The sequence below is a fragment of the Martinezella sp. CNPSo 3964 genome (assembly GCF_057784375.1).
Window position 1 is genome coordinate 1 of sequence record NZ_JBXSOW010000007.1, and the last position, 21,244, is coordinate 21,244.

24 protein-coding genes are annotated in these 21,244 nt (G+C 59.9%); 7 read left to right on the top strand and 17 right to left on the bottom strand.

Annotated features, from left to right (window positions below):
* The first annotated feature begins 423 nt into the window (after positions 1–423).
* Positions 424–2,367 carry an O-linked N-acetylglucosamine transferase, SPINDLY family protein gene (locus AC13Q5_RS21040; RefSeq protein ID WP_488503038.1) on the top strand — a complete coding sequence of 648 codons (1,944 nt, stop codon included), beginning with the start codon at positions 424–426 and terminating at the stop codon, positions 2,365–2,367.
* 52 nt (positions 2,368–2,419) lie between these two features.
* Here the strand turns inward: AC13Q5_RS21040 and fliP are convergent, their stop codons facing one another.
* From fliP to flgF, 13 genes are all read right to left on the bottom strand, one after another.
* Positions 2,420–3,178 (bottom strand): flagellar type III secretion system pore protein FliP, encoded by a 759-nt coding sequence (gene fliP, locus AC13Q5_RS21045; protein WP_457891998.1) that lies wholly within the window; start codon positions 3,176–3,178, stop codon positions 2,420–2,422.
* Positions 3,175–3,669: a flagellar basal body-associated FliL family protein gene (locus AC13Q5_RS21050; RefSeq protein ID WP_488503039.1), complete on the bottom strand. Its 495-nt coding sequence runs from the start codon at positions 3,667–3,669 to the stop codon at positions 3,175–3,177. Before AC13Q5_RS21050 ends, fliP begins: the two co-directional genes overlap by 4 nt.
* Before the next feature lie 23 nt (positions 3,670–3,692).
* Positions 3,693–4,406: a flagellar basal body L-ring protein FlgH gene (flgH, locus tag AC13Q5_RS21055; protein ID WP_075855186.1), complete on the bottom strand. Its 714-nt coding sequence runs from the start codon at positions 4,404–4,406 to the stop codon at positions 3,693–3,695.
* Positions 4,403–4,942 carry a MotE family protein gene (locus tag AC13Q5_RS21060; protein WP_075855188.1) on the bottom strand — a complete coding sequence of 180 codons (540 nt, stop codon included), beginning with the start codon at positions 4,940–4,942 and terminating at the stop codon, positions 4,403–4,405. The genes flgH and AC13Q5_RS21060 overlap by 4 nt, the downstream gene beginning before the upstream one ends.
* Positions 4,939–6,057 (bottom strand): flagellar basal body P-ring protein FlgI, encoded by a 1,119-nt coding sequence (locus tag AC13Q5_RS21065; protein ID WP_075855189.1) that lies wholly within the window; start codon positions 6,055–6,057, stop codon positions 4,939–4,941. The genes AC13Q5_RS21060 and AC13Q5_RS21065 overlap by 4 nt, the downstream gene beginning before the upstream one ends.
* Entirely contained in the window at positions 6,054–6,539 is a 486-nt protein-coding gene (flgA, locus tag AC13Q5_RS21070) for a flagellar basal body P-ring formation chaperone FlgA (RefSeq protein WP_425298702.1), read from the bottom strand. Before flgA ends, AC13Q5_RS21065 begins: the two co-directional genes overlap by 4 nt.
* 34 nt (positions 6,540–6,573) lie before the next feature.
* A complete protein-coding gene (gene flgG / locus AC13Q5_RS21075) occupies positions 6,574–7,362 on the bottom strand; it encodes a flagellar basal-body rod protein FlgG (RefSeq protein ID WP_075855192.1) in 789 nt (262 codons plus the stop codon).
* A gap of 97 nt (positions 7,363–7,459) precedes the next feature.
* Positions 7,460–7,810 carry a flagellar hook-basal body complex protein FliE gene (gene fliE, locus AC13Q5_RS21080; RefSeq protein ID WP_174175320.1) on the bottom strand — a complete coding sequence of 117 codons (351 nt, stop codon included), beginning with the start codon at positions 7,808–7,810 and terminating at the stop codon, positions 7,460–7,462.
* Complete coding sequence (gene flgC / locus AC13Q5_RS21085; protein WP_075855195.1) at positions 7,807–8,223, bottom strand: flagellar basal body rod protein FlgC; 417 nt, start codon at positions 8,221–8,223, stop codon at positions 7,807–7,809. The genes fliE and flgC overlap by 4 nt, the downstream gene beginning before the upstream one ends.
* Positions 8,224–8,239: 16 nt before the next feature.
* Positions 8,240–8,632 (bottom strand): flagellar basal body rod protein FlgB, encoded by a 393-nt coding sequence (flgB, locus tag AC13Q5_RS21090; RefSeq protein WP_075855197.1) that lies wholly within the window; start codon positions 8,630–8,632, stop codon positions 8,240–8,242.
* A gap of 119 nt (positions 8,633–8,751) precedes the next feature.
* On the bottom strand, positions 8,752–9,297 hold the full coding sequence (locus AC13Q5_RS21095; RefSeq protein ID WP_457878690.1) for a flagellar protein: 546 nt from the start codon (positions 9,295–9,297) through the stop codon (positions 8,752–8,754).
* A gap of 85 nt (positions 9,298–9,382) precedes the next feature.
* The gene (gene fliI / locus AC13Q5_RS21100) at positions 9,383–10,768 is read right to left on the bottom strand and encodes a flagellar protein export ATPase FliI (RefSeq protein WP_075855198.1); all 1,386 of its coding nucleotides are present in this window, start codon (positions 10,766–10,768) and stop codon (positions 9,383–9,385) included.
* 11 nt (positions 10,769–10,779) lie between these two features.
* On the bottom strand, positions 10,780–11,514 hold the full coding sequence (gene flgF / locus AC13Q5_RS21105) for a flagellar basal-body rod protein FlgF (RefSeq protein ID WP_075855200.1): 735 nt from the start codon (positions 11,512–11,514) through the stop codon (positions 10,780–10,782).
* A 220-nt stretch (positions 11,515–11,734) separates the two neighbouring features.
* On the opposite strand from flgF, the gene motA reads away from it, so the two are divergent.
* The 6 genes from motA to AC13Q5_RS21135 all read left to right on the top strand — a co-directional run bounded on the left by motA (position 11,735) and on the right by AC13Q5_RS21135 (position 16,863).
* Positions 11,735–12,607 carry a flagellar motor stator protein MotA gene (motA, locus tag AC13Q5_RS21110; RefSeq protein WP_075855201.1) on the top strand — a complete coding sequence of 291 codons (873 nt, stop codon included), beginning with the start codon at positions 11,735–11,737 and terminating at the stop codon, positions 12,605–12,607.
* Between the two features lie 2 nt (positions 12,608–12,609).
* Positions 12,610–13,557 carry a FliM/FliN family flagellar motor switch protein gene (locus tag AC13Q5_RS21115; protein ID WP_488503284.1) on the top strand — a complete coding sequence of 316 codons (948 nt, stop codon included), beginning with the start codon at positions 12,610–12,612 and terminating at the stop codon, positions 13,555–13,557.
* Positions 13,558–13,620: 63 nt separating this feature from the next.
* Complete coding sequence (gene fliN / locus AC13Q5_RS21120; protein WP_488503040.1) at positions 13,621–14,151, top strand: flagellar motor switch protein FliN; 531 nt, start codon at positions 13,621–13,623, stop codon at positions 14,149–14,151.
* Between the two features lie 49 nt (positions 14,152–14,200).
* Positions 14,201–15,244: a flagellar motor switch protein FliG gene (fliG, locus tag AC13Q5_RS21125; RefSeq protein ID WP_075855206.1), complete on the top strand. Its 1,044-nt coding sequence runs from the start codon at positions 14,201–14,203 to the stop codon at positions 15,242–15,244.
* 93 nt (positions 15,245–15,337) lie between these two features.
* The gene (gene flhB, locus AC13Q5_RS21130; protein ID WP_488503041.1) at positions 15,338–16,417 is read left to right on the top strand and encodes a flagellar biosynthesis protein FlhB; all 1,080 of its coding nucleotides are present in this window, start codon (positions 15,338–15,340) and stop codon (positions 16,415–16,417) included.
* A gap of 5 nt (positions 16,418–16,422) precedes the next feature.
* On the top strand, positions 16,423–16,863 hold the full coding sequence (locus AC13Q5_RS21135) for a hypothetical protein (RefSeq protein WP_113406706.1): 441 nt from the start codon (positions 16,423–16,425) through the stop codon (positions 16,861–16,863).
* Between the two features lie 113 nt (positions 16,864–16,976).
* On the opposite strand, the gene visR is transcribed toward AC13Q5_RS21135, so the two are convergent.
* The 4 genes from visR to cheT all read right to left on the bottom strand — a co-directional run bounded on the left by visR (position 16,977) and on the right by cheT (position 21,230).
* The gene (visR, locus tag AC13Q5_RS21140) at positions 16,977–17,723 is read right to left on the bottom strand and encodes a transcriptional regulator VisR (protein WP_075855211.1); all 747 of its coding nucleotides are present in this window, start codon (positions 17,721–17,723) and stop codon (positions 16,977–16,979) included.
* Between the two features lie 11 nt (positions 17,724–17,734).
* A complete protein-coding gene (gene visN / locus AC13Q5_RS21145) occupies positions 17,735–18,472 on the bottom strand; it encodes a transcriptional regulator VisN (protein WP_075855213.1) in 738 nt (245 codons plus the stop codon).
* Positions 18,473–18,995: 523 nt separating this feature from the next.
* Complete coding sequence (fliF, locus tag AC13Q5_RS21150) at positions 18,996–20,672, bottom strand: flagellar basal-body MS-ring/collar protein FliF (RefSeq protein WP_075855215.1); 1,677 nt, start codon at positions 20,670–20,672, stop codon at positions 18,996–18,998.
* A 168-nt stretch (positions 20,673–20,840) separates the two neighbouring features.
* The gene (gene cheT, locus AC13Q5_RS21155; protein WP_075855216.1) at positions 20,841–21,230 is read right to left on the bottom strand and encodes a chemotaxis protein CheT; all 390 of its coding nucleotides are present in this window, start codon (positions 21,228–21,230) and stop codon (positions 20,841–20,843) included.
* Between the last annotated feature and the right edge of the window lie 14 nt (positions 21,231–21,244).

Sequence of the window (21,244 nt, forward strand, 5' to 3'; positions counted from 1 at the left end):
TGGCGTTCTGAGTGTTCTGCAGGGCACTCTGGGTGTTCTGCAGCGTCTGGAGGGCGGCCATTGCGGAATTGTTGGTAATAATGCTGGTCATAGGAGTGTCCCCTGGAAACTGGATACGAAAGGAGGACATACCGGACTGGGAATACCGGCGATGACGGAGCAGCTTCATGCCCCTCGATCCATTTTCCTAGAGGACCAAACCCGTCATGTCGCGAGGAAGTTCGCACCCATTGCTTGCCAATTTCTTAAATCCGAGGCTGGGGGACACCGCCTCTCTGGAACGTGGCTAAGAATCCGTAAAGGCATTTCCGACCGGTGCTTCGGTTTCAGGCAAGCTCCGTGAGGGATCATGAAGCGAATCCATGATGCCGGCCCTCGACCTTCGGCGGGAGCCGGTCAACATATTGCTCGGAGTTCTCGCTCGTGAATACGAAAAATGCCTTTGTGACAGCGTCCGGCTTCTACCAAAAGGGGCAATATACGCGCGCACTCGAAACGCTGAACGAGCTGCTGAACGTCGACAGATCGCCCAAGACCTATGCCCTCCTGGCAAAGACGCTGCTGAAACTCGGTTTTCGATCGGATGCGGCGAGCGCCTACGAGCTGGCCGGCCGGCAAAAGCCGCAGCGCGACGACTATCTTCGGGAGGCCCTGCTGCTGCACGGCGACTGCGGCAACGACGATCAGGCTCTCGCCATCGGAAGTCTGATCCTGCCTCTGGCTTTCAAGGATCCGGACCTTGCCTTCGTCCTTAGCCGCATCTTCCTCGGCCGTCAGCAAAAGGACCTGTTGACCGGTTTCAAGACGGTGCTCGTCGAAGGACCGGAACTCAAGCATCGCCAGATGGCTGCAAGACTGCTGACCGACGATCTCAATGACGAAAGCAACCGGCACATCGTCACGACGCTGTTCAAGAAGCATCCCGACCATGTCATTTTCCGCGCGCTCTACCTGATCTTCGCACGCGAAGTATCCGATCTGGCGGCCGTCGAAAAACATATCGCCCCGGTCACGACATCGCTTGCGCAAGGCAAGCTCGAGCATGTCATTCCCGACAACCCCTTCTTCCATCTCCATTGGTGCGGCGACGAGGCGCTCAACAAGCTCGTGGTCCACGACACCGATCCATTGCCGGTGGGGCATGCAGAAGCCCGCCGCAAGCTGCCGCACACATGGGGCAGCAAGATCCGCATCGGCTACCTCTCCTCCGACTTCTGGCCGGGGCATGCGACGATGAAGCTGATGCAGCGCGTTCTCGAACTGCACGACAAGGATCGGTTCGAAATCACCCTTTTCGATCACTCGGAGGCGGCTCACCAGAAGGAGGAGGCCTTCGACTATTCGGCACTGGGGACGACGGTCGACATTCGCGGCCTTTCCAACCAGGCTGCGGCGGAAGCGATCCGCGCCCGGGGAATCGACATCCTCGTCGACCTCAAGGGGCATACCAAGGGAAGCCGCGCTTTCATCCTCAACTACATGCCAGCTCCGATCCACGTTGCCTGGCTGGGCTTTCCCGGCACGACCGTCAACATCGACCTCGATTACATCATCGGCGACCATTACGTCCTGCCGGATCAGTCGAAGGCGCATTTCTACGAAAAATATTGCCGCCTGCCCGAATGCTACCAGCCGAACGATCCGCTCAACCGCCCGAAGGCGCGGCCGACAACGCGCGCGGAGCACGGGCTACCCGAAGACGCGTTCGTCTACGCTTCCTTCAACGGCAACCGCAAGATCACGCCGCAGATGGTCGACGTCTGGTGTAATATCCTCAAGCGCAGCAAGAACAGCGTGCTCTGGCTCCTATGCAACGGTCCGCGCGCGGAAGCCAATATCTGGTCGCGCCTGGAAGCCCGCGGCGTCAACCGCAAGCGGGTCGTCTTTACCACCCGTATCCGCTACGAGGACCATATAGACCGCCAGCAGCTTGCCGATCTCGGCCTCGACACCTTCCCGGTCAACGGCCATACGACGACGTCGGAACAGCTTTGGGGCGGCCTGCCGGTTCTCACCATCAAGGGCACCAATTTCGCCTCGCGCGTCAGCGAAAGCCTGCTGAATGCCATCGGCCTACCAGAACTGGTGGCCGACGACGTCAAGGCCTACGAGGACATGGCGGTGCAGCTTGCCGGCCAGCCGGAGCGTATCGCCCAATTCAAGCAAACGCTGGCGGCCAATCGCTACATCAAGCCGCTCTTCGATGCGGAGCGCTTCACACATCATCTGCAGACGGCTTTCGAGATGATGGCGGCGCGGGCCAAGCAGGGGCTCGCACCCGACCACATGGACGTGCCGGCACTGCCGGTGCGTTCGGAACCGTTCATGGAAGACGACCAGAACTCGGCGGCGATCGCGGCCGAGTAAAGCACAGCGGTCATCAGGCAGCAGCTTCGATGACCGCTTTCCGCTTATCGTATCAGTGGAAAGAGCGGACCAGGCTGCCGACCAAAAGATTCCAGCCGTCGATCAGCACGAAGAAGAGAATCTTGAACGGCAACGAGATCGAGGTCGGCGGCAGCATCATCATGCCCATCGCCATGACGATAGTCGACACGATCAGGTCGATCACGAGGAATGGCAGCACCACGAGAAAGCCAATTTCGAATCCGCGGCGAATCTCCGAGATCATAAAGGCCGGGATGAGGACACGATAGTCGATCTTGTTGTCAACCACGGTCGTCTGGCCACGCTCCTGCGCCAGATCGACGAAAAGCTTCAGATCCTTGTCGCGCGTGTTGTTGGACATGAAGGTACGGAACGGCTCGGCGATGCGCTGCACCGCATCGGCTTCCGAAATCTGATTGGCAAGCAGCGGCTGCACGCCATCCTTCCAGGCCTGATCGAAGGTCGGCGACATGACGTAGAAGGTCATGAACAAAGCAAGGCTGAGCAGGATCATATTCGACGGCGTCGTCGCAAGGCCCATGCCGGTGCGCAGGATCGAAAACGCGATGATGAAGCGCGGAAAGCTTGTCACCATGATCAGGATGCCGGGCGCGATCGACAGGATCGTCAACAGCCCGAATGTGCGGATGATCCAGGCGGCAACCGAACCGTTGACCGGCGCGTTCAGAAGATCGGTCGGAAGCTGCTGCGACAATTGCTGCGCCGCCGCCAGCTCAGGCGACAATGCAGCAATGACGAATATAGACAGGGCAAGTGCTAATCGACTCATTCGATCACGAAAGTTCTGAACATAACTTTCGATACCCGTCCTTCCGAGCGCAGGTCAACACGCTCCTGGATGTCATCCCGAAGATATTGCAGGCCGCGTGCACCTTCGATCTGCTGCAAGGAAACCGTGCGGATGTAGGCAAGGATATCCTGATGGATCGCCTGGGCGAGCTGGGCGTCCGGCGGTCCCTTGAAAGCAAGCGCAAGCTCCAGCCTGATCCAGCTCTGCGCGGGATAGGCGAGATTGGTGGTGATCGGATCGAGCGCGATGATGCCGTTCGCCTGGGCGGCAGCAGCTGCCTGCTTGCTGTCACCGCCGGCCTTCGCAGTCGCCTGGACTGCGGCCGTGGCCGCCTTGATCCGCGGCGCGACCATCGTTCCCAACATCCAGCCGCCGCCACCGCCCAGCACGGTCAGCACCAGTAGCCCGACGATCATCATGATCAACGGCGATCCCTTGCCCTTTGCCGATTCGTCTGCGGCTGCTGCCATATCAGTATCCGTCCACTGTCAAATCAGAGCGGCGAGAGCAGGTCGACAGCCTGCTGTCCCCTCGGCGGCTGCTGTATTTCCGTCAGGCGACCGCGGCCGCCATAGGAGATGCGCGCCTCGGCGATCTTGTCGTAGGAGATCGTATTATCCGAGGTAACGTCCTGCGGCCTGACGATGCCCGCGACGTTGAGAATACGGATTTCCTGGTTCATGCGCACTTCCTGCGAGCCGCTGATCATCAGGTTGCCGTTTTCGAGAATGCCGGTCACGACAGCTGCGACCAGAAGATTGATCTGCTCGGAGCGCTGCATCTTACCCTTGGCGTCGGTGCTGGTGTCGGAGCCCGAAGTCGCATCGGCATTGGTGCTGGGCTGCCAGCCGAAAATCTTGGCGGTAATGTTCCAGTTCATATCGCTCTTGTTCGTGCGATTGCGATTGGTCTCGTTGTCCCAATTCGCCTTGTCGTCGATCTTGATCGTCACCGTCAGGATATCGCCGACATTGAGCGCGCGCGCGTCCTTGAAAAGGGCGGCCTGCGAATCATTCCAGAGCGAATAGCCCTGTGCGACCTGGTGCGGCCGCTTCGGATACTGCGACATCTGCGGCGTCTGCGCATATTGCAGACCGCTGCCGATCGGACTCATGGCAGGCGCCCTGCCGATTTCCTTGAGGGCCTGCGACTGGCAACCGGCGAGAAAGACGACGATTGCGCAGGCGGCCGTAAGACGCGTGTTCATGAGGGGTCCTTCGACTTCGATGTATTCGGGTCGGATGCGCTGGCGATGATATTGGTGATGACGGCCGCCTTCTTCGCATCCATTTCCGCGAGGATCAGGCTCGATTGACGCGCGGAGAGCTTCATGATGATGGCCGCTGCGATGACAGTCCTCACATCGTTGAGACTGGCGGCCGCGGCATCCGGCTTCATGTTCTTGTAGATATCGACCAGACCGAGATCGGCTGTCTTGAGGAAGTCGTCGCGGCGTTTCAGCCAGTCCTCATATTCGGCCTTGCGCTTGTCCATGGTGGCGATGCGCTGATCGACATCGGCCTGAAGTTTTTCCAGTTCCTGCTTCTGCAGCAGATAGCGCTGATCGCGGGCCGGATCGGCGATATTGGTGCAGAACTGACGGATCTCATCCTGGCTGGACGCCGGATCGGTAGCCGGCTTCGGCGCCTCCTGCGCCGCCGCCGTACCCAGCGACAGCAGCATGGCGCCTGCCGTAAGACTGCAGGTGATCAGCAATTTTCTGGCGATGGCGTTCAAGATCATTGCAGCACGAGCTCCGCTTGCAGGGCGCCGGCCGACTTGATGCCTTGCAGGATGGCGATGATGCCGTCCGGCTTGACGCCTATATTGTTGAGACCCGAGACCAGCGTTTTCAGGTCAGGCCCTTCCAGCACCGCCACACGGCCGCCGCTCTTGGTGGCGGTGATATCCGTCTGGTCCTGGATCGCCGTCTGGCCGTCCGAGAAGGGTTCCGGCTGGATAACCTGCGGGTTTTCGCTGACCTGCACGGTCAGCGTTCCATAGCTGACGGCGACTGGCGAGACGCGGACATCGGCGCCGATGACGATCGTTCCGGTGCGCTCGTTGATGACAACCTTGGCCGGCGTGTCGGTCTGGACGTTGAGATTTTCGATATCGGCCATCAGCCGCGTCAGGTCCGCCATCTTCGGCTTGGCGATCGTCACCTCCTGCGAATCCTTGGCTTCGGCGATCGGCGCGCCGAAACGCGAGGTCGCCCAGGTATTGACCGTGTCGGCGATACGGATCGAGGTGGAGAAGTCCGGATTGCGCAGCTGCAGGACCAGATTGACGGAATCCTTGAAGCGCGAGGGCAGCTCACGTTCGATGATGGCGCCGCCGGGCACGCGGCCGGCCGTTGTCACACCTTCGGTCACCGTGGCGGCCGCACCCTGCGCCTGGAAGCCCGATACGATCACGGAGCCCTGTGCCACAGCGTAAATCTGTCCATCAGCGCCGCTCAGCGAGGTCATGATCAGCGTGCCGCCACGCAGCGACGTCGCATCGCCGAGCGAGCTGACCGTTACATCGATGCGGCTGCCGGGGCTTGCAAAGGGCGGCAGGTTCGCCGTCACCATGACGGCGGCCGTATTCTTCGCGGCGGACTGGCCGCCCTGCGTCGAGATGCCGAGGTTCTGCAGCATCGCGCGCATGGACTGTTCGGTGAAGGGCGAGGAACGCAGACCGTCGCCGGTCCCCTGAAGACCGACGATCAGACCGTAGCCGATCAGCTGGTTGTCGCGGCCGGATTGCAGCGACGCAATATCCTTGATGCGCGATTGCATTGCGAGAGCCGGATCCGCGACGATCAGGCTCGGCAATGCGAATAGAACTGCTAGAAATTGACGAAGCCGTTTCATTTCGCAACCACGCGGATCGTACCGTTTTGCAGGACCGTGCCGTTAACGATGATGCCGGAGTCCATATTGCGGGCACGGACGTTATCGCCGACGGCGCCATCATCGAGCGGCGTGCCGGCTGCCGTGATCGTCATGCTGCCCATGCTCATCACCAGACGGACATTGGAGCCGCGCGTCACCGCATAGGGCTGGCGCAGCGCCGAGATGGAGATGGTTCGGCCGGGAAGAAGTGTGCGCTTCGACACCAAGCCCGTGACCTCGCGAAGCCGCTTGGCGTAATCGCCACTCAGGTTTGGGTTGGTGACCTCGACCTCTTCGAGCTGACCGCTGCTGATGATATCGCCCGGATAGATCGTCTCGGTCGGCACCACGGCGGTTCCGAGGCTTGGGCCGTCGGCGCTCATTGCGCCGACCGGAGCAGCTGACGCGAATACGACGGAGAGGCTCGCTGCGGCGAACCATGCCATTGCCAAGCTTTTCATCCGGCGAAACCTCATGTTCGGCCCGTCCCTCTTGCTACTTCAGGTTCTTGCTGACGATCTGCGCCATTTCGTCGGCCGTCGTGATGACCTTCGAATTCATCTCGTAGGCGCGCTGCGCGGTGATCAGATCGGTGATTTCCTTGACCGGATCGACATTCGACGATTCCAGATAGTTCTGCTTCAGATAGGCGAAGCCGTTCTGGTTCGGATCGGAGACGACAGGATCGCCCGAGGCCGGCGTCTGCGTGAAGAGGTTGCTGCCCATCGGCTGCAGGCCGGCTTCATTGACGAAATTGGCGATCTGCAGCTGGCCGAGTACCGTCGGCGTTGTCGCTGTGCCGATGATCGCCGTCACCTGGCCGGACTGGCTGATGGCGAGGCTGCTCGCATTGTTCGGGATCGTGATACCCGGCTCCAACACGTTGCCATCGGGCGTGACGATCTGGCCGGTGTCGCTCTTGTTGAAGGAGCCGGCGCGCGTGTATGCGGTCGTGCCGTCGGGCATCTGAATCTGGAACCAGCCGCGACCGACGAGAGCGACGTCGAGCTCATTCTGGGTCTGCGACAGCTCGCCCTGGACCTGGATGTTGCGCACCGCAACGGTCTGCACGCCGAGGCCGATATTGGCGCCTTCCGGCACGACCGCCTGGTTCGGCCTGTTAGCGATGCCCTTGGCGCGTTCGGTCTGATAGAGAAGGTCGGAGAATTCGGCGCGCGAGCGCTTGTAACCCGTCGTATTGATGTTCGCGATGTTGTTCGCGATCACTTCGAGATTGGTCTGCTGGGCGTCCATGCCCGTCGCGGCAATTGCGAGCGCTCTCATGCTTTCGTCCTTCGAGCCAGGGCGGAACCTTCGAAACCGCGAAGCGGCCTGCGAACAACTCACGCCAAATCAAGTAATTAGAGCGGGCAACCCCGCGCTAGATCTGCATCTTTGTAATATCGAGAAAGGCCGAGACGACCTTGTCGCGCAGTGCAATCGCGGTCTGCAGGGTCTGATCGGCCTGCATGACCTTGTCGACGACTTCGCGTGTGCTCATCGTGCCCTTGATGCCGGCGAAGGAAGCGTTTTCGGCATCCTTCAGCGAATTGATCGAGTCTTTTGCGACATTCGACATGACCGACGCGAAGCTCATTCCGGCATCCGCTCCCGCGGCGACCGCCGGCGAGGCGTTCATTGCGCTGGAAGCGGCTGAGGTCAGATCCGTGGCGATGCTGCTAAGGCCGCGCGTCGCCGAGAGAGAGGCTACATTCTTAACCGAGTCGATCATTGGTTCTTCAGCAGATCAATAGTGGAGGAGATGAGATCACGGGCCTGTCTGACCGTCTGCAGATTGGCCTCGTATGAACGGTTGGCTTCGCGCATGTCGGCCATCTCGACCAGAATGTTGACGTTGGGCATCTTGACGTAGCCCTTCTGGTCGGCGGCCGGATTACTGGGATCGTATTCTTCGACGAATTTGCCCGTGTCTTCGCCGAGCTTCTTGACGCCGACCGTGGTTACGCCATTGGCGCGGTCCATTTCGGCACCGAACGTTACCGTCTTGCGCCGATAGGGATCGGCACCGGGCGTATCACCCGTCGAACGGGCGTTGGCGATATTTTCGGAGACGACACGCAGACGTGTCGATTGAGCCTCCAGGCCGGAGCCCGCAATCTTCAATGCGGCTGATAAGGGGTCCATGACATCTTCACTTCATCTATTGTTTTACGGTCATCAACATCATGCGATGAAAGGAGCCGACGAGAGCGGTGTTCAAGCTGTACTGGCGCTTGATTTCACCGGCCTTCGCGAGCTCGTCTTCCAGACCGACGGTGTTACCCGACTCCTGGACACCAATTTCCTGGTTGAGCGACGCGTCCTCAACGTTGACGTTGCCGCTCGTGCTGAATTCGCTGCCCGAAAGATGCGCGGGATTGGTCCGGGCCATGCTGGCATTCTGGTTGTCCAGAACGGCCTGAAACGGCGTGACATCCTTGGCGCGAAACTTCGGCGTATTGGCATTGGCGATATTGCCGGCAACAACCTCCTGACGCACCTGGAGCCACTCGGCTTGCCGCGAGGCCAGGTCAAAGAGCTGAATGGGTTGCATGGGCTTCTCTCCGTTCTTACACTGGGAATCTAGCGGGATAATCTTGCGTGGGACTTGCGAGAAATGCGTTCCTGTAAAGTCTTCGAAGTGCCTGAAATCCAGGCGATTCCGGGTTTTCTTCAATTGTTGCCGTAGACATCGCCCGCCGAGGTGACGATGACCCATTTTCCCTCTCGCTGTTCGATCGAAGCCAACCGGCTGTTGTCGGGCAGAAGCGATCCGACACGCACGACGTACATGCCGGTATCATCCTCGATCAGCGCGCGGCCATTGGCGACATGCAGCAGTTGAAATGCGGACTTGCCAGGGAACGGCTGCTGATCGGCAGGAGGCCCCTTGTCGTCTTCGCGACCGGCGTTGCTGACCGTCGCCGTCGTCAGCGGATCGGGAATGAAATCCTTCGGCTCGGCGGGATTCTTGTTGACCATGGCGAGCGGCGATACGCTGACGATGGTACGGCCAGGCCAGTTCGGCAAATCGCGGCTGCGATCGCCTTCGGCCACCTGAATGCCGAACTTGTCCGGGTTCAGAAAGACGTACCAGGGGAAGAAGGCAGAGGCACCGGCAAGCGCCAGTCCCGTGAAGGCCAAAGCCTTGTCCGTAACGGTTCGCCTTCTCGCCGATTTCGGCGGGGCAACCGGTTCGTCTGCGTCGGATTCTTTCACTTCTGGCCCCTTTTTCGGCATGACATTCGGCGATATCCGGCAGGCTGCGGACAAGAAAAAATCGAGATAGTGCTGCGCGCGACCATCACTTGGCTCTGGCGGGGACACCGCTCGAAGCATTTCTGAGGGCCGTCGCAAGATCGGTGAAGGCATCCGCAGAAGGCTCCTCGCCCGGCGTCTGCTTCAGTATGTCGTAGATGATCGGCACCTGGCGCACGGCGATATCGAGATCGGCGTCGCTGCCTTGGCGGTAGCCGCCGATCAGCCGCAAGTCGCGCGTCTCTTCGTAGCGGTGCACCAGCGCCTTCAGACGCGAGACCAGCTTCTCCTGATCCGACGTCCAGGCCTTTCGCGCCAGACGGGAGACGGATGCGAGCGGATCGATCGGCGGGTAGCGCCCTTCTTCGGCAAGACTGCGCTGTAGGACGATGTGGCCATCGAGAATGCCACGGGTGGAATCAGCGATCGGGTCGTTGTGATTGTCGCCGTCCACCAGGATGGAGATGATGGCGGTGATCGTACCGGTGCCTTCCGGCCCTGGGCCGGCGCGCTCGAGAAGGCGCGGCAGTTCGGTGAAGACGGACGCCGGATATCCGCGCGCGATCGGCGGCTCGCCGGAGGCGGTCGCCACTTCGCGGATGGCATGGGCGAAACGGGTGACGCTGTCGACGATCAGGAGAACGTTGTCACCCCTGTCGCGAAAATGCTCAGCGATCGTGATAGCCGAAAGCGGCGCCATCTTGCGCAGCATCGGGCTCTCGTCGCTCGTCGCGACCACGGCTACCGATTTCCGCATGTGAGAGCCGAGCGTATCCTCGATGAATTCGCGCACTTCACGGCCGCGTTCGCCGACGAGGGCGATCACCACCTTGTCGAAGGCATCGGCCCGCGCCAGCATCGACAGCAGCGTCGATTTTCCGACGCCGGAACCGGCAAAGATGCCGAGGCGCTGACCAAGGCAGAGCGGCGAGAAGATATCGATGGCACGGACACCGGTCTTGAACCCGGTCTCGACACGCTTGCGGGTCATCGACGGCGGTGCGGTGTTGGAGATCGAGCGCGCTTCGAGACCGGCTGTCAGCGGTCCCAGTCCGTCGATCGGCTCGCCGAGCGAGTTGATCGTGCGGCCGCACCAGCTGTCATCGGGCGCGATGCGGAAAGCGCCCTTGCGGATGATGGTATCCTGAATGCCGATCGGTTCGCCCGGCTCGATCGGACAGACATAGGTGAGTTCCGGCTCGACGCGGACGACCTCGCCGAGGTGAACGCCCGTTGCCGACCGATGCGCAACGAAATCGCCGAGGCGCACCTGCCTAGACAGGCCGGCAACCGTATAATGCCCGGCGGCGATGGTGCGCACGTGGCCACCATGGGCCACGGCATTCTCCGCCATCGCATACTGGCCGGCCAGAACGGCCATATGCGAAAGCTTCGGCGACAGTGCGCCTTCCGGCAACCGATCCTCGACCATCATCAGTCTCTTTACTGGCTGCCGCCGAGGGTCTTGATGGCGTCGGTAAGCGTGCCTTCACTGCTGCCGGTGAGCGTGCTGATGTTATCGAAGGCGCGGCTGACCTCGATCAGATTGGTCATTTCCCGCATGCCGTTGACGTTGGAGTTTTCGAGATAGCCTTGGGCGATGCCGATATTCGAGCGATCGATCACCGCCTGTGGCGTATCGGTCGGCAGGATGCCGCTGTTTTCGTAGCGCAGGAAGCCCTTGCTGACGTCGGCGCTATAGAGGCCGATCTGGCCCATGCGGCGGCCGTTCTGCGTGATCGTACCGTTCGACGCGACGCTCGGCGGACCGCCGGCGGGATCGAGCTGGATCGGCGCACCGCCAGGATCGAGGACCGGGAAGCCGCGGGTGGAAACCAGCGCGCCGCTTTCGGTCATGGTAAAGCGGCCATCGCGGCTCAGCACCAGGCCTGCCGGCGTGTTCATGCCGAAATAGGCGTCACCCTTGACGGCGAAATCGAAGAGATTGCCGGTGTTCTGAAGTTCGCCATTGTCCGTGGAGAGGTAGTCGTTGCCCTGGGAGACGAAGGCGACCTTGGCGTTGAGTTTGTTTTGGGTATTGCTGAGGACCTGATCGAACTTGACCTCGGTGCCGCGGAAACCCGTGGTGTTCACGTTGGCCAGATTATCGGCGATCGTGGTCAACCGCCGCTCAAGCGCCATCTGGGACGACAGCGCCACATAGATACCAGACTGCATTTTCAACGCCCTCCGGACATTGGAGAATAACGGGAAAGGAAACGCCGGGCGCTCCTACATTTCGTTAGCGGGGCATGGATGCCCTTACCCGCCATCCTGCAGGGCTTGGCTTGTGCGAAGCTGACAAGGCAAAAAGGACGTTCAGCGCCCATCGAACAGCCTCACGCAAGGCAGGTCCCCTAGTTCATCATATGAAGCAACGTTCAGGTGTGGACCGACGATGAATATTATTATCGGATTTGTAGTGACCTGCGGCTGCATCATAGGCAGCTTCATGGCTATGGGCGGAGACGTAGGCGCGCTGTTCCAGCCCTTCGAATTTGTCATTATCGCGGGCGCCGGCATCGGCGGCTTCATCATGGCCAATCCGATGAAGGTCGTGAAGGATTCGGGCAAGGCGCTCGGAGAAGCCTTCAGCCACAAAGTGCCGAAGGAGCGCGACTATCTCGACACGCTCGGTGTGCTCTACGCCCTGATGCGCGACCTGCGCACCAAGTCGCGCAACGAGATCGAAGCCCATATCGACAACCCGGATGAATCGACGATCTTCAAGGCCGCTCCGACGGTTCTGAAGAACAAGGACCTGACGGCTTTCATCTGCGACTATGTCCGTCTCATCATCATCGGCAACGCCCGCTCGCACGAGATCGAGGCGCTGATGGACGAAGAGCTCGAGACCATGCAGCACGACAAGATGAAGCCTTATCACGCGATCACGATCATGGGCGATTCGTTCCCGGCGATCGGTATCGTCGCTGCCGTTCTCGGCGTCATCAAAGCGATGAGCCACATCAACGAATCACCCGAAGTGCTCGGCCACCTCATCGGCTCGGCACTGGTCGGCACCTTCCTCGGTATCATCCTGTCCTATTCCGTCTGCGCGCCGCTGGTCTCCCAGATCAAGGTGGTGCGCAACAAGCAGCACCGCCTCTATGTCATCGTGAAGCAGACGCTGCTTGCCTATATGAACGGATCGGTGCCGCAGGTCGCACTCGAATACGGCCGCAAGACCATCTCCTCCTACGAGCGTCCGTCGATCGATGCCGTCGAGCAGGAAATGATGAACCCCGGCGGTGAAAGCAAGGCAGCCTGACGATCATGAGCCAGCAATCCGCACATACGACACAGACGATGGACCGGACCCTTTTTGCCAAGCTCACTGGCAATCTCGGCGATCAGGCGACGCTTGCGAAACTCGGCATCGCCTTCGCCCAGGTCTATGCCGAATTCCTGCCCGACATCATCAAGAGCGAAACGGGCCTGGACATCAACATCGCCTATGCCGGCTGTCAATCCGGCTCGATGAACGAGCTGATTGCCGGGCTTGGCGGCAGTCATGCTCTGGTCAACGGTTCGCTGCGCAACTGGGCACCGAATTTCATCCTTGGCTGCGGTGCCGGCTTCATCATGACGCTGATGGAGCATATGCTGGGTGCACGCGCAGAAGACATGGAAGCAGCCGTCGCGCGGCCGCTTTCGGTGATCGAACTCGATCTCTCGGTCATGGTGTTCGAAAAGATCGCCAAGGTGCTTCGCTCGGCGGTCAATGCATCCGGCGGCTTCGAACCCTATCTCGACCCGCCCTACAATATCGAGAGCCGACCGGCGGCTATCGGCGATGAAGGCAATGACTTCGCCGCCGCGATCACAATGACGATCTCGCTCGGCAAATCGCTTTCCCAGATCATCATCATCGCGCCGCAACGCGATTTGCTACGCACCGTCGTCAGCGCCCCCCGCGCCAAGAATCCAACGGCTGCCTCCCAGGCATGGTCGGAACAGCTCAGCGAACAGGTACGCCGCTCGCAGGTGACGCTGGAGGCTCGAATCCGGCTCGAATCGCTGACGCTCGATACCATTTCCAAGCTCGCGGTCGGCGATATCATTCCCTTCATGGACACCGGCGACGTCCGCGTCGAAGTCAGCGCCAACAGCAAAGACCTTTACATCTGCGAATTCGGCCGCTCTGGCGAAAATTATACGGTGCGCGTCAAGGACAATGTCAATTCCGACGACGAGCTTCTCAGACACTTGATGAATTGATCGGCTGGCGCGTGATCCCGCACACGGCAGCTTGAGGCAAGTTTCAACTGGAATAGTGATTTCATGGCTACGAAGACGACACAGCAAAGCAGCGAGGAATCGCTGGACATTTCAAACAGCGACGCCGCCTTGGACGAGGCCATCGATGGTCTGCGCGGCGTCCTGAAGAAGGATAACGAAGGCGGTCTGCCTGACTTCGACGCCGATGCATTCGGCGGGCAAACAGGCACGGATCTTTCGACCTTCGGCGATTTCGGCGACGACAATTCCGCTTCGGCCTTCGATGACGGCGAGTTCGGTGGCGTTTCCACGGCACCGGCTGCCCCCGGCAGCGCGCTGACCGCCAATCTCGATCTGATCATGGATATTCCGATCGACGTCCAGATCGTGCTCGGCAGCAGCCGCATGCAGGTGTCCGGCCTGATGAACCTGGCCGAGGGCGCAATCATCGCACTCGACAAGAAGATCGGCGAACCGGTCGAAATTACCGTGAACGGCCGCAAGATCGGCCGGGGCGAGATTACCGTTCTGGAACATGATGACACCAGATTCGGCATCAAGCTCATTGAAATCTACAACACGAAGAAAAGCTGAACCCGGCTCAGGATGAGCCCACGCCCCTTGCGGGACGGAGACGAAGACCATGATGGACTTTGACGATTTCAGCGGCGCGATTGCCGAGAAACCGTTATCTCAGACTGAAAAGGCAGCCGCCGTCCTCCTCGCCATGGGAAAACAAGTGGCGGGACGGCTGCTGAAATACTTCACGCAGAACGAGCTGCAGATGATTATCGCCTCGGCGCAATCGCTGCGGCTCATTCCGCCGGACGAACTGGCGCAGCTCGTGGCGGAATTCGAAGACCTCTTCACCGAGGGCGCCGGCCTCATGGATAACGCCAAGGCCATCGAGAGCATTCTCGAGGAAGGCCTGACGCCCGACGAGGTCGACAGCCTGCTCGGCCGCCGCACCGCCTTCCAGGCCTATGAGACATCCATCTGGGATCGCCTGGGCGAAGCCGATCCGGTTTTCGTCGCCAAGTTCTTCCTGCGCGAGCATCCGCAGACGATCGCCTATGTCCTGTCCATGATGCCTTCGGCCTTCGGCGCGAAGGTCCTGCTGCAGCTCCCCGAAGCCCAGCGCGCCGACATCATGAACCGAACGGTCAACATCAAGGACGTCAGCCCCAAGGCAGCACAGATCATCGAGAATCGCGTGCTCGGGCTGATGGCCGAGATCGACGCCGAACGCAACGCTTCCGGTTCCACGAAGGTCGCCGACCTGATGAACGAACTCGACAAGCCGGTGGTTGATACGCTGCTGAGCTCGCTCGAGACGATCAACAAGGAATCGGTCGAGAAGGTTCGCCCGAAGATCTTCCTCTTCGACGATCTCACCCGTATGCCGCAGCCGAGCCGCGTCCTGCTGCTCAACGACATCGCCGCCGACATCCTGACGATGGCTCTGCGGGGATCCGGCAACGAGATTCGCGAGATCGTGCTGTCCTCGATCAGCCCGCGCCAGCGCCGCATGATCGAATCCGACCTGCAGATGGGCAATACCGGCATCAATCCGCGCGAAATCGCGATTGCCCGGCGCGCCATCGCCCAGGAGGCCATCCGTCTCGCCAACTCCGGCCAGATCGAGCTCAAGGCCAAGGAAAATACGCCTGTGGAAGAAGCCGCATAAGCGCGGCGCGACTCAGCTAAAACGTCATAGACTGACAAGCTATGGGCCGCGCATGAAGCGCGGCCTCTTTCCGTTTCGCAAAGGGCGGCTTCTTTGGCTGACGAAGACAAGGACAGTAAAACAGAAAAACCGACGGAGAAAAAACTCCGCGATACGATCGAGAAGGGCAATGTCCCTCACTCCAGGGAAGCGACGCTTTTTGCTTCCATGCTCGCGACTGTCATCTACGTCACCTTCTTCCTGCCCGAGCGCATGGGCCGCATGGGCGAAGTTTTGCGCGATCTCTTCGAAAAGCCGGATCAATGGCAACTGGAGACAGGCCCAGACGCCATCTCGCTGTTTACGCGCATCGGCTGGGAAATCGGTAACATGGTGCTGCCGGCCGTGGTGCTCTTCTTCACCTTCGGCATCGGCGCCTCGATGTTCCAGAACCTGCCGACACCCGTTCTGGAACGTATCCGCCCGCAATTTTCGCGCATATCGCCCATGTCCGGTTTCAAGCGCATCTTCAGCGCGACCGGCATGGTGGAATTCGGCAAGTCCCTCGCAAAAATCGTGCTTGTCGGCATCGTCATGTTTTTTGTGCTGCGCAGTCAGTATTTCCACGCGATGGATTCGATGGTGTCCGACCCGCAGACCATCTTCGTGCGGCTGTCGACGATCGTTCAGCGCATCCTGATCATCGTGCTGATGGCGACCATCGTCGTCGGCGTTGCCGACCTGTTGTGGAGCCGGCACCACTGGTTCGACCAATTGAAGATGACGAAACAGGAGATCAAGGACGAGCACAAGCAGTCGCAGGGCGACCCGATCGTCAAGTCTCGCCAGCGCTCGATCGCGCGCGACCGTGCCCGTCGCCGCATGATGAAGCAGGTGCCGCGCGCCACCCTCGTCATCGCCAACCCGACTCACTTCGCCGTCGCGCTGCGGTATGTGCGCGAGGAAAACGACGCGCCTGTCGTCGTCGCCAAAGGCCAGGATCTGATTGCTTTGAAAATCAGGGAGATAGCCGAGGCCAACAATATTCCCGTTTTCGAAGACCCGCCGCTCGCGCGCTCCATGTTTGCGCAAGTCTCGGTTGATAGCGTCATACCGTCAGTATTTTACAAGGCTGTCGCAGAACTCATCCATCGGATCTATGCCGCGCAGTCGAATAGAAAACGGGTACGATAAACCAAATGAAAAAATGCCCCTACTCTGCCCAGCGTGAACAAATACTAGCCGAAGCCATCAGCCCGGTCGCAAGCGAACTACGCCTCCTGGATGCCGCCGACCTGATCTCGCTGCTGCGCTTCGAACGATATGGCAATCTTGCCGACCTCGTCGCTTCGGCGGCCGAGCTGTATTTTCTTCCCGGCGTGGTCAATTTCGGGCTTGGCGGTGACTACAAGCTTGATTGGGGCGGGCCGGCGGAAGTGACGCTCGATCTGGAAATCAAGCCACGCGGCGTCACCATCTATGCCAAGCTTGCGCTGGCGGAACATCATGCAGGCATCGAGATCAACCACATTGCCTTCGACAAGGCTTCCGTCGATCCCGACGAGAACACGGCCCTGCTCGCCCGCAGCCTAAGGGATGCGCGCTACGTCGTCCGCGGCGAGGCCGCACACGCGTTCTAAGGGATTCTTCTTTCAAAAAATCGGTGAAGTGAGTCGCGAGAGCGGCGTGCATCCGGCAGAATCCGGACCGCCGCTCTATTCATTCTGCGGCAGTGCCCCAAGACGCAACCATCTCAGCTTATGTAGCCGAAGCGGATCGCCTTTGCGATGGCCTGGATGCGATTGACGCTGTCGAGCTTGATCGTTGCCGATCCAAGATAGGCATTGACGGTATGCACCGACAAACCCAGCTTCTCGGCAATCTCCTCGCTGATGCGCCCGTCGCCGGCAAGCTGCAGGCAAGCGATTTCGCGCTCGCTCAGCGCTTCGGCTGCCTGGGACCGACGCTCATCCAGTGACAGAAGCTCCATCATGATCTGGCAGCTACGGCCGTGCAGCTCGACGATCATATCGCTCGCAAGATCCATGAACTTGGCAGTGAAGACGGTATAGCCGTTGCCGACGGCGCCCAGCCGCACCGGAAAGGCGGCGCCGGCAAAAGGCAGGAGGTGCGGCTTCAGGCGCTGCGTGAAGGCGGCAAAATCCGGTGTCTCGGCGGTGCTGTCGCTGTCGCGCCCGTTCCACATCAGCGGCAGCAGCGATTTGTCGATATGCTCGATCAGCGCTTCGCCATAGGCCTCAACGAAGGATTTGCCGACGACCGAGTTGGCCGAGCCCCAATTATCGAGCTCGCATACCAGGCGCTGCTTGTGCGGCAGGCCGGAGCCATGAAGGCGATAAACAGCAAAATGCTGCGCATCGATCAGCTTTTGCATCGACACCAGCTTCGGAAACAGATCGGAGCGGCCGGAGATTCGACCGGAACGGGTAAGCCGTGATTCGCCCGGCATATCCGTCGTCCTGTCAGACTGATAGCGCATCCGGTCGGCCCTTAAACGAGGTTGTTGCGCACTGCAAAGGCGATGGCCTCCGAGCGGGTCTTGGTGGCGGTCTTGCGCATGACGCTGGTGATATAGTTGTTGATGGTGTTGCGCGAGATCCCGAGAATCATCGCGATCTCGTCGCTCGTCTTGCCTTCCGCGATCCAGAACAGGCATTCCAGCTCACGCTCGGTCAGATCGAAATCACGCTCCAGCTTGCCCTCGAAGCAGCGCGTGGAGCTGGCGAGATAGCCGGCCAAGAGGCCGACATCCCTCAATCGCTCGGGCAGAAGCACCGCCGCTTCACTCGCCAGCAGCAACAAGGAGAAGCGGGTGCGACCGACATTGAACGTCAACGCATGATATTGCCGGCCCACACCGTCAGGCAGCGAGACATCATCGGGAAGCAGCGCCAGGCTCGGCTGAAATAGCGCCATGCACTTTTCCAGCTCGCCGATACGGCCGTAACCACTCGCCAGCTCCGTCGCCAGGCGCCGGACGAGATCGAAGGGCCAATCGGAGGAAATCACGAAATCGAGGCCGCTTTCCTGGACGAGATCGGACCTGACAAGAAGATAGTGGGAGGCGCCGGCATAACTCGTCAGGGCATTTAGACCGGCTTGCAGATAGGCAGGACCAGAAACGGCATTCAGCTGCAGAATGAGCTGCTCGCGCGACATGGCTCCGGCGGACACGATCAATCGCGCATCCCTATCGCCTTTGCTCAACTGCGATATCTGCATGTCCATACTTGCATTTCCTGCCGCTGTTTGACGATCGGTCGTCAACGAGAGCATTGTTCCGTCAGAACCCAATCCCTTCACCTCAGAGAACCGATAACGAAACTCGACGAGGCATCGAAGCCGGATCTTTCTCTATCGCGACACAAACATATCCCGGTGGATTCGGGCGGATGGGCAAATATCTCATCCCTGAATTCAACATCCGCGATCGCACCGGCATACATTGCCGCAAGCAAGATCCACGAACCATGAACTAATTTTTCCCGCTCCGGAATCTACGAACTTAAACATGCGAAACGCGGAAAACGATGGCCGATTCGCTCGGAATACACGGTTATTACGCAATAGATAAAGTATTTGTAAGTCGATTCTTTATACCCAGCAACCGTATATCCATTGAAATTCCATCTTACGAACACGTCAATTCGTTCGGCAGCGACTAATTGATCACAGGTGGCATCGACAATGAGGCAAGCTCAAATGCCACCCCTAGACAAAAAAAGGACCGGGAAATTTCCCGGTCCTTTTGTCAGGCTGCCTGATCGACGGCCCATTTTCTGAGGATCTTGGCGGCGCGTTCTTCGCTGATTTCCACCATGCGGGACAGGCGGCGCTCCGGCCCTTCCTTGACGCGGCGGTTGAAGGTGCCGCCGTCGTCGCCCATCGTCAGCAAGTCGTCGGTGCTGTCGAAGCCGAAGTCCGAGCCGAAGCCGTCCATCAGCGCCGCGCCGGGGCCGCCCACCGCCGGGGCAAAATCCGGCAGTTCCAGGCCTGCCGCTTCCGGAAGCGCCGTACTGTTGGACGAACCACCGAGTGAGCGGATCAGCGGACGGAAGCCCATCCAGACGATCAGGAAGGCGACCGCAACGAAGGCGAGCGAGTTGATGATGCCGGCCATGTTGCGGCTCAGCATATCGGTGATGCTGAAGCCGGAAGACGTGTCCTCAAGCAGCTGGTTGTCGAGGAAGTCCATGGCATTGACGGTGACGATGTCGCCGCGGGCCGGATCGACGCCTGCCGCCGTTGCGACGATCTTCTGCATTTCGGCGACATAGGCGTCGACCTTCGCCTGATCCGCGCCCTGGCCGACCATCTGGGCAATGCGGCCCCTGTTGACCACCACGGCGACGGACAGCTTTTCGATCTTGTAGCTGTTGCGGGTCGTCGCGGTCGTCTTGCTGTTGATTTCGTAGTTGGTCTGCTCTTCGCGCTTGTCGGACTGGTCGTTCGACGTCGGCGTGTTGCCGCCGGACTGCGGAGCGGCTTGCGGAATGTTCTGCTCCACGGTCGCGGCGCTATCGGGCTGGCTCTGCTGCGACTTCTGCGCTTCCTTCACGGTGCGGACGGAGCGCTCGACCTTCGAGTCTGGATCGTATGTGGTTTCCTGCACCTGCTGGCTGTCGGTGTTCAACTGCGCCGTCACGCTGGAGCGGAAATTGTCCATGCCGAGGAAAGGCGCGAGAGCCTTGTCGATATTGGATTCGACTTCGCTCTGCACGTTCTGCACGATGCCGAGGTTGCGGCTGAGAGCGCCGTTGCCGGGATCGTCGCCCGATGCAAGCAACTGACCGGTCGAGTCGAGAATCGTAACATCATCGACCTCCAGGCCGGGAACGGCGGAGGCGACGAGGTGGCGGATGGCAGAAGCCGATTTGCGCGCAGCTTCGGCGCTTGCGCGGATCATGACGGATGCCGTCGGCTTCTGATCCGCCTTCCGGAAGTTGCCGACATCCTGCATGACGATGTGGACGCGTGCAGCACTGATACCGGCGATCGAGGTGATGGTGCGGCTGATTTCGCCCTCGAGAGCGCGGACGCGGGTGACTTCCTGCATGAAGGACGTCAGACCGAGCGAACCGACATTGTCGAAGAGCTCATAACCGGCCTTGCCGCTGGTGGGCAGGCCGCGCTCGGCAAGAAGCGCACGGGCCTTGCCGGTCATGCCTGCCGGAACGGTCAGGCTGGTGCCATCCGTGCCGACCTGAAAATTGATCTTGGCTTCTGCGAGCGCGATGCTGATCTGGTTGAGATCCGTCGCATCCAGGCCGACATACAGTGTCTCCTGTGCGGGCTTATTGACGTAGAGGGCTGCAAAAAGGATCAGCAGCATGGACACGGCGCCCACGCCCCCCAGGATCATCAGCCGCGTTCTCCCGAGATTCTGAAGATTCCGAAGTAGGGGAACTAATTGATTTAACAGATTCATTCTGTTCTCGCACGATTCGTCAAAGACCTGATGGCTTTGTGCTATGCGGCGAAAATAGAAACCGAAACTTGTGCGAGCGTTTCGTCCGGCCAGAAAGGCCCAGGAAAAAGCCGGGAAGAAACGAAGGAGATTATATAAGAAAAACAGTATCTATTGCTGACCGCGCGGTCAGAAGAAATCAAAGTCTCCGGCCGCCTTTGCTATGGGCTGGGAATGCGTGTGGAACCCGCCGCCGCCAAGCGCCCTTTGCATCTCCGTTAGCTTGACAAGGCTCAGCGCTGTCGCAAGGTCCACCGTCCAGCCCTCGGGCATGGTGCCGGCAATCGTGTCGATAAATTCGGCGATGCCGCGCGTCTTCTGCACGGCAAGATCGATGCCCTGGACCACCTTCATGGCCTCCGGCGAGGCCAATATGTTGGCATCACTGATGTCCAGCAGCTGGGGCTCGATACGTTCGATCAGATAGGCGACATCATGCAATTCGGAAACGATGCGCAAAAGGATAGCCGGAAGCGTCTCCTCGATGGCGGTCGTCTCAACGCGCTGGAAGGGGGTCATACGCTTGCCTCGTT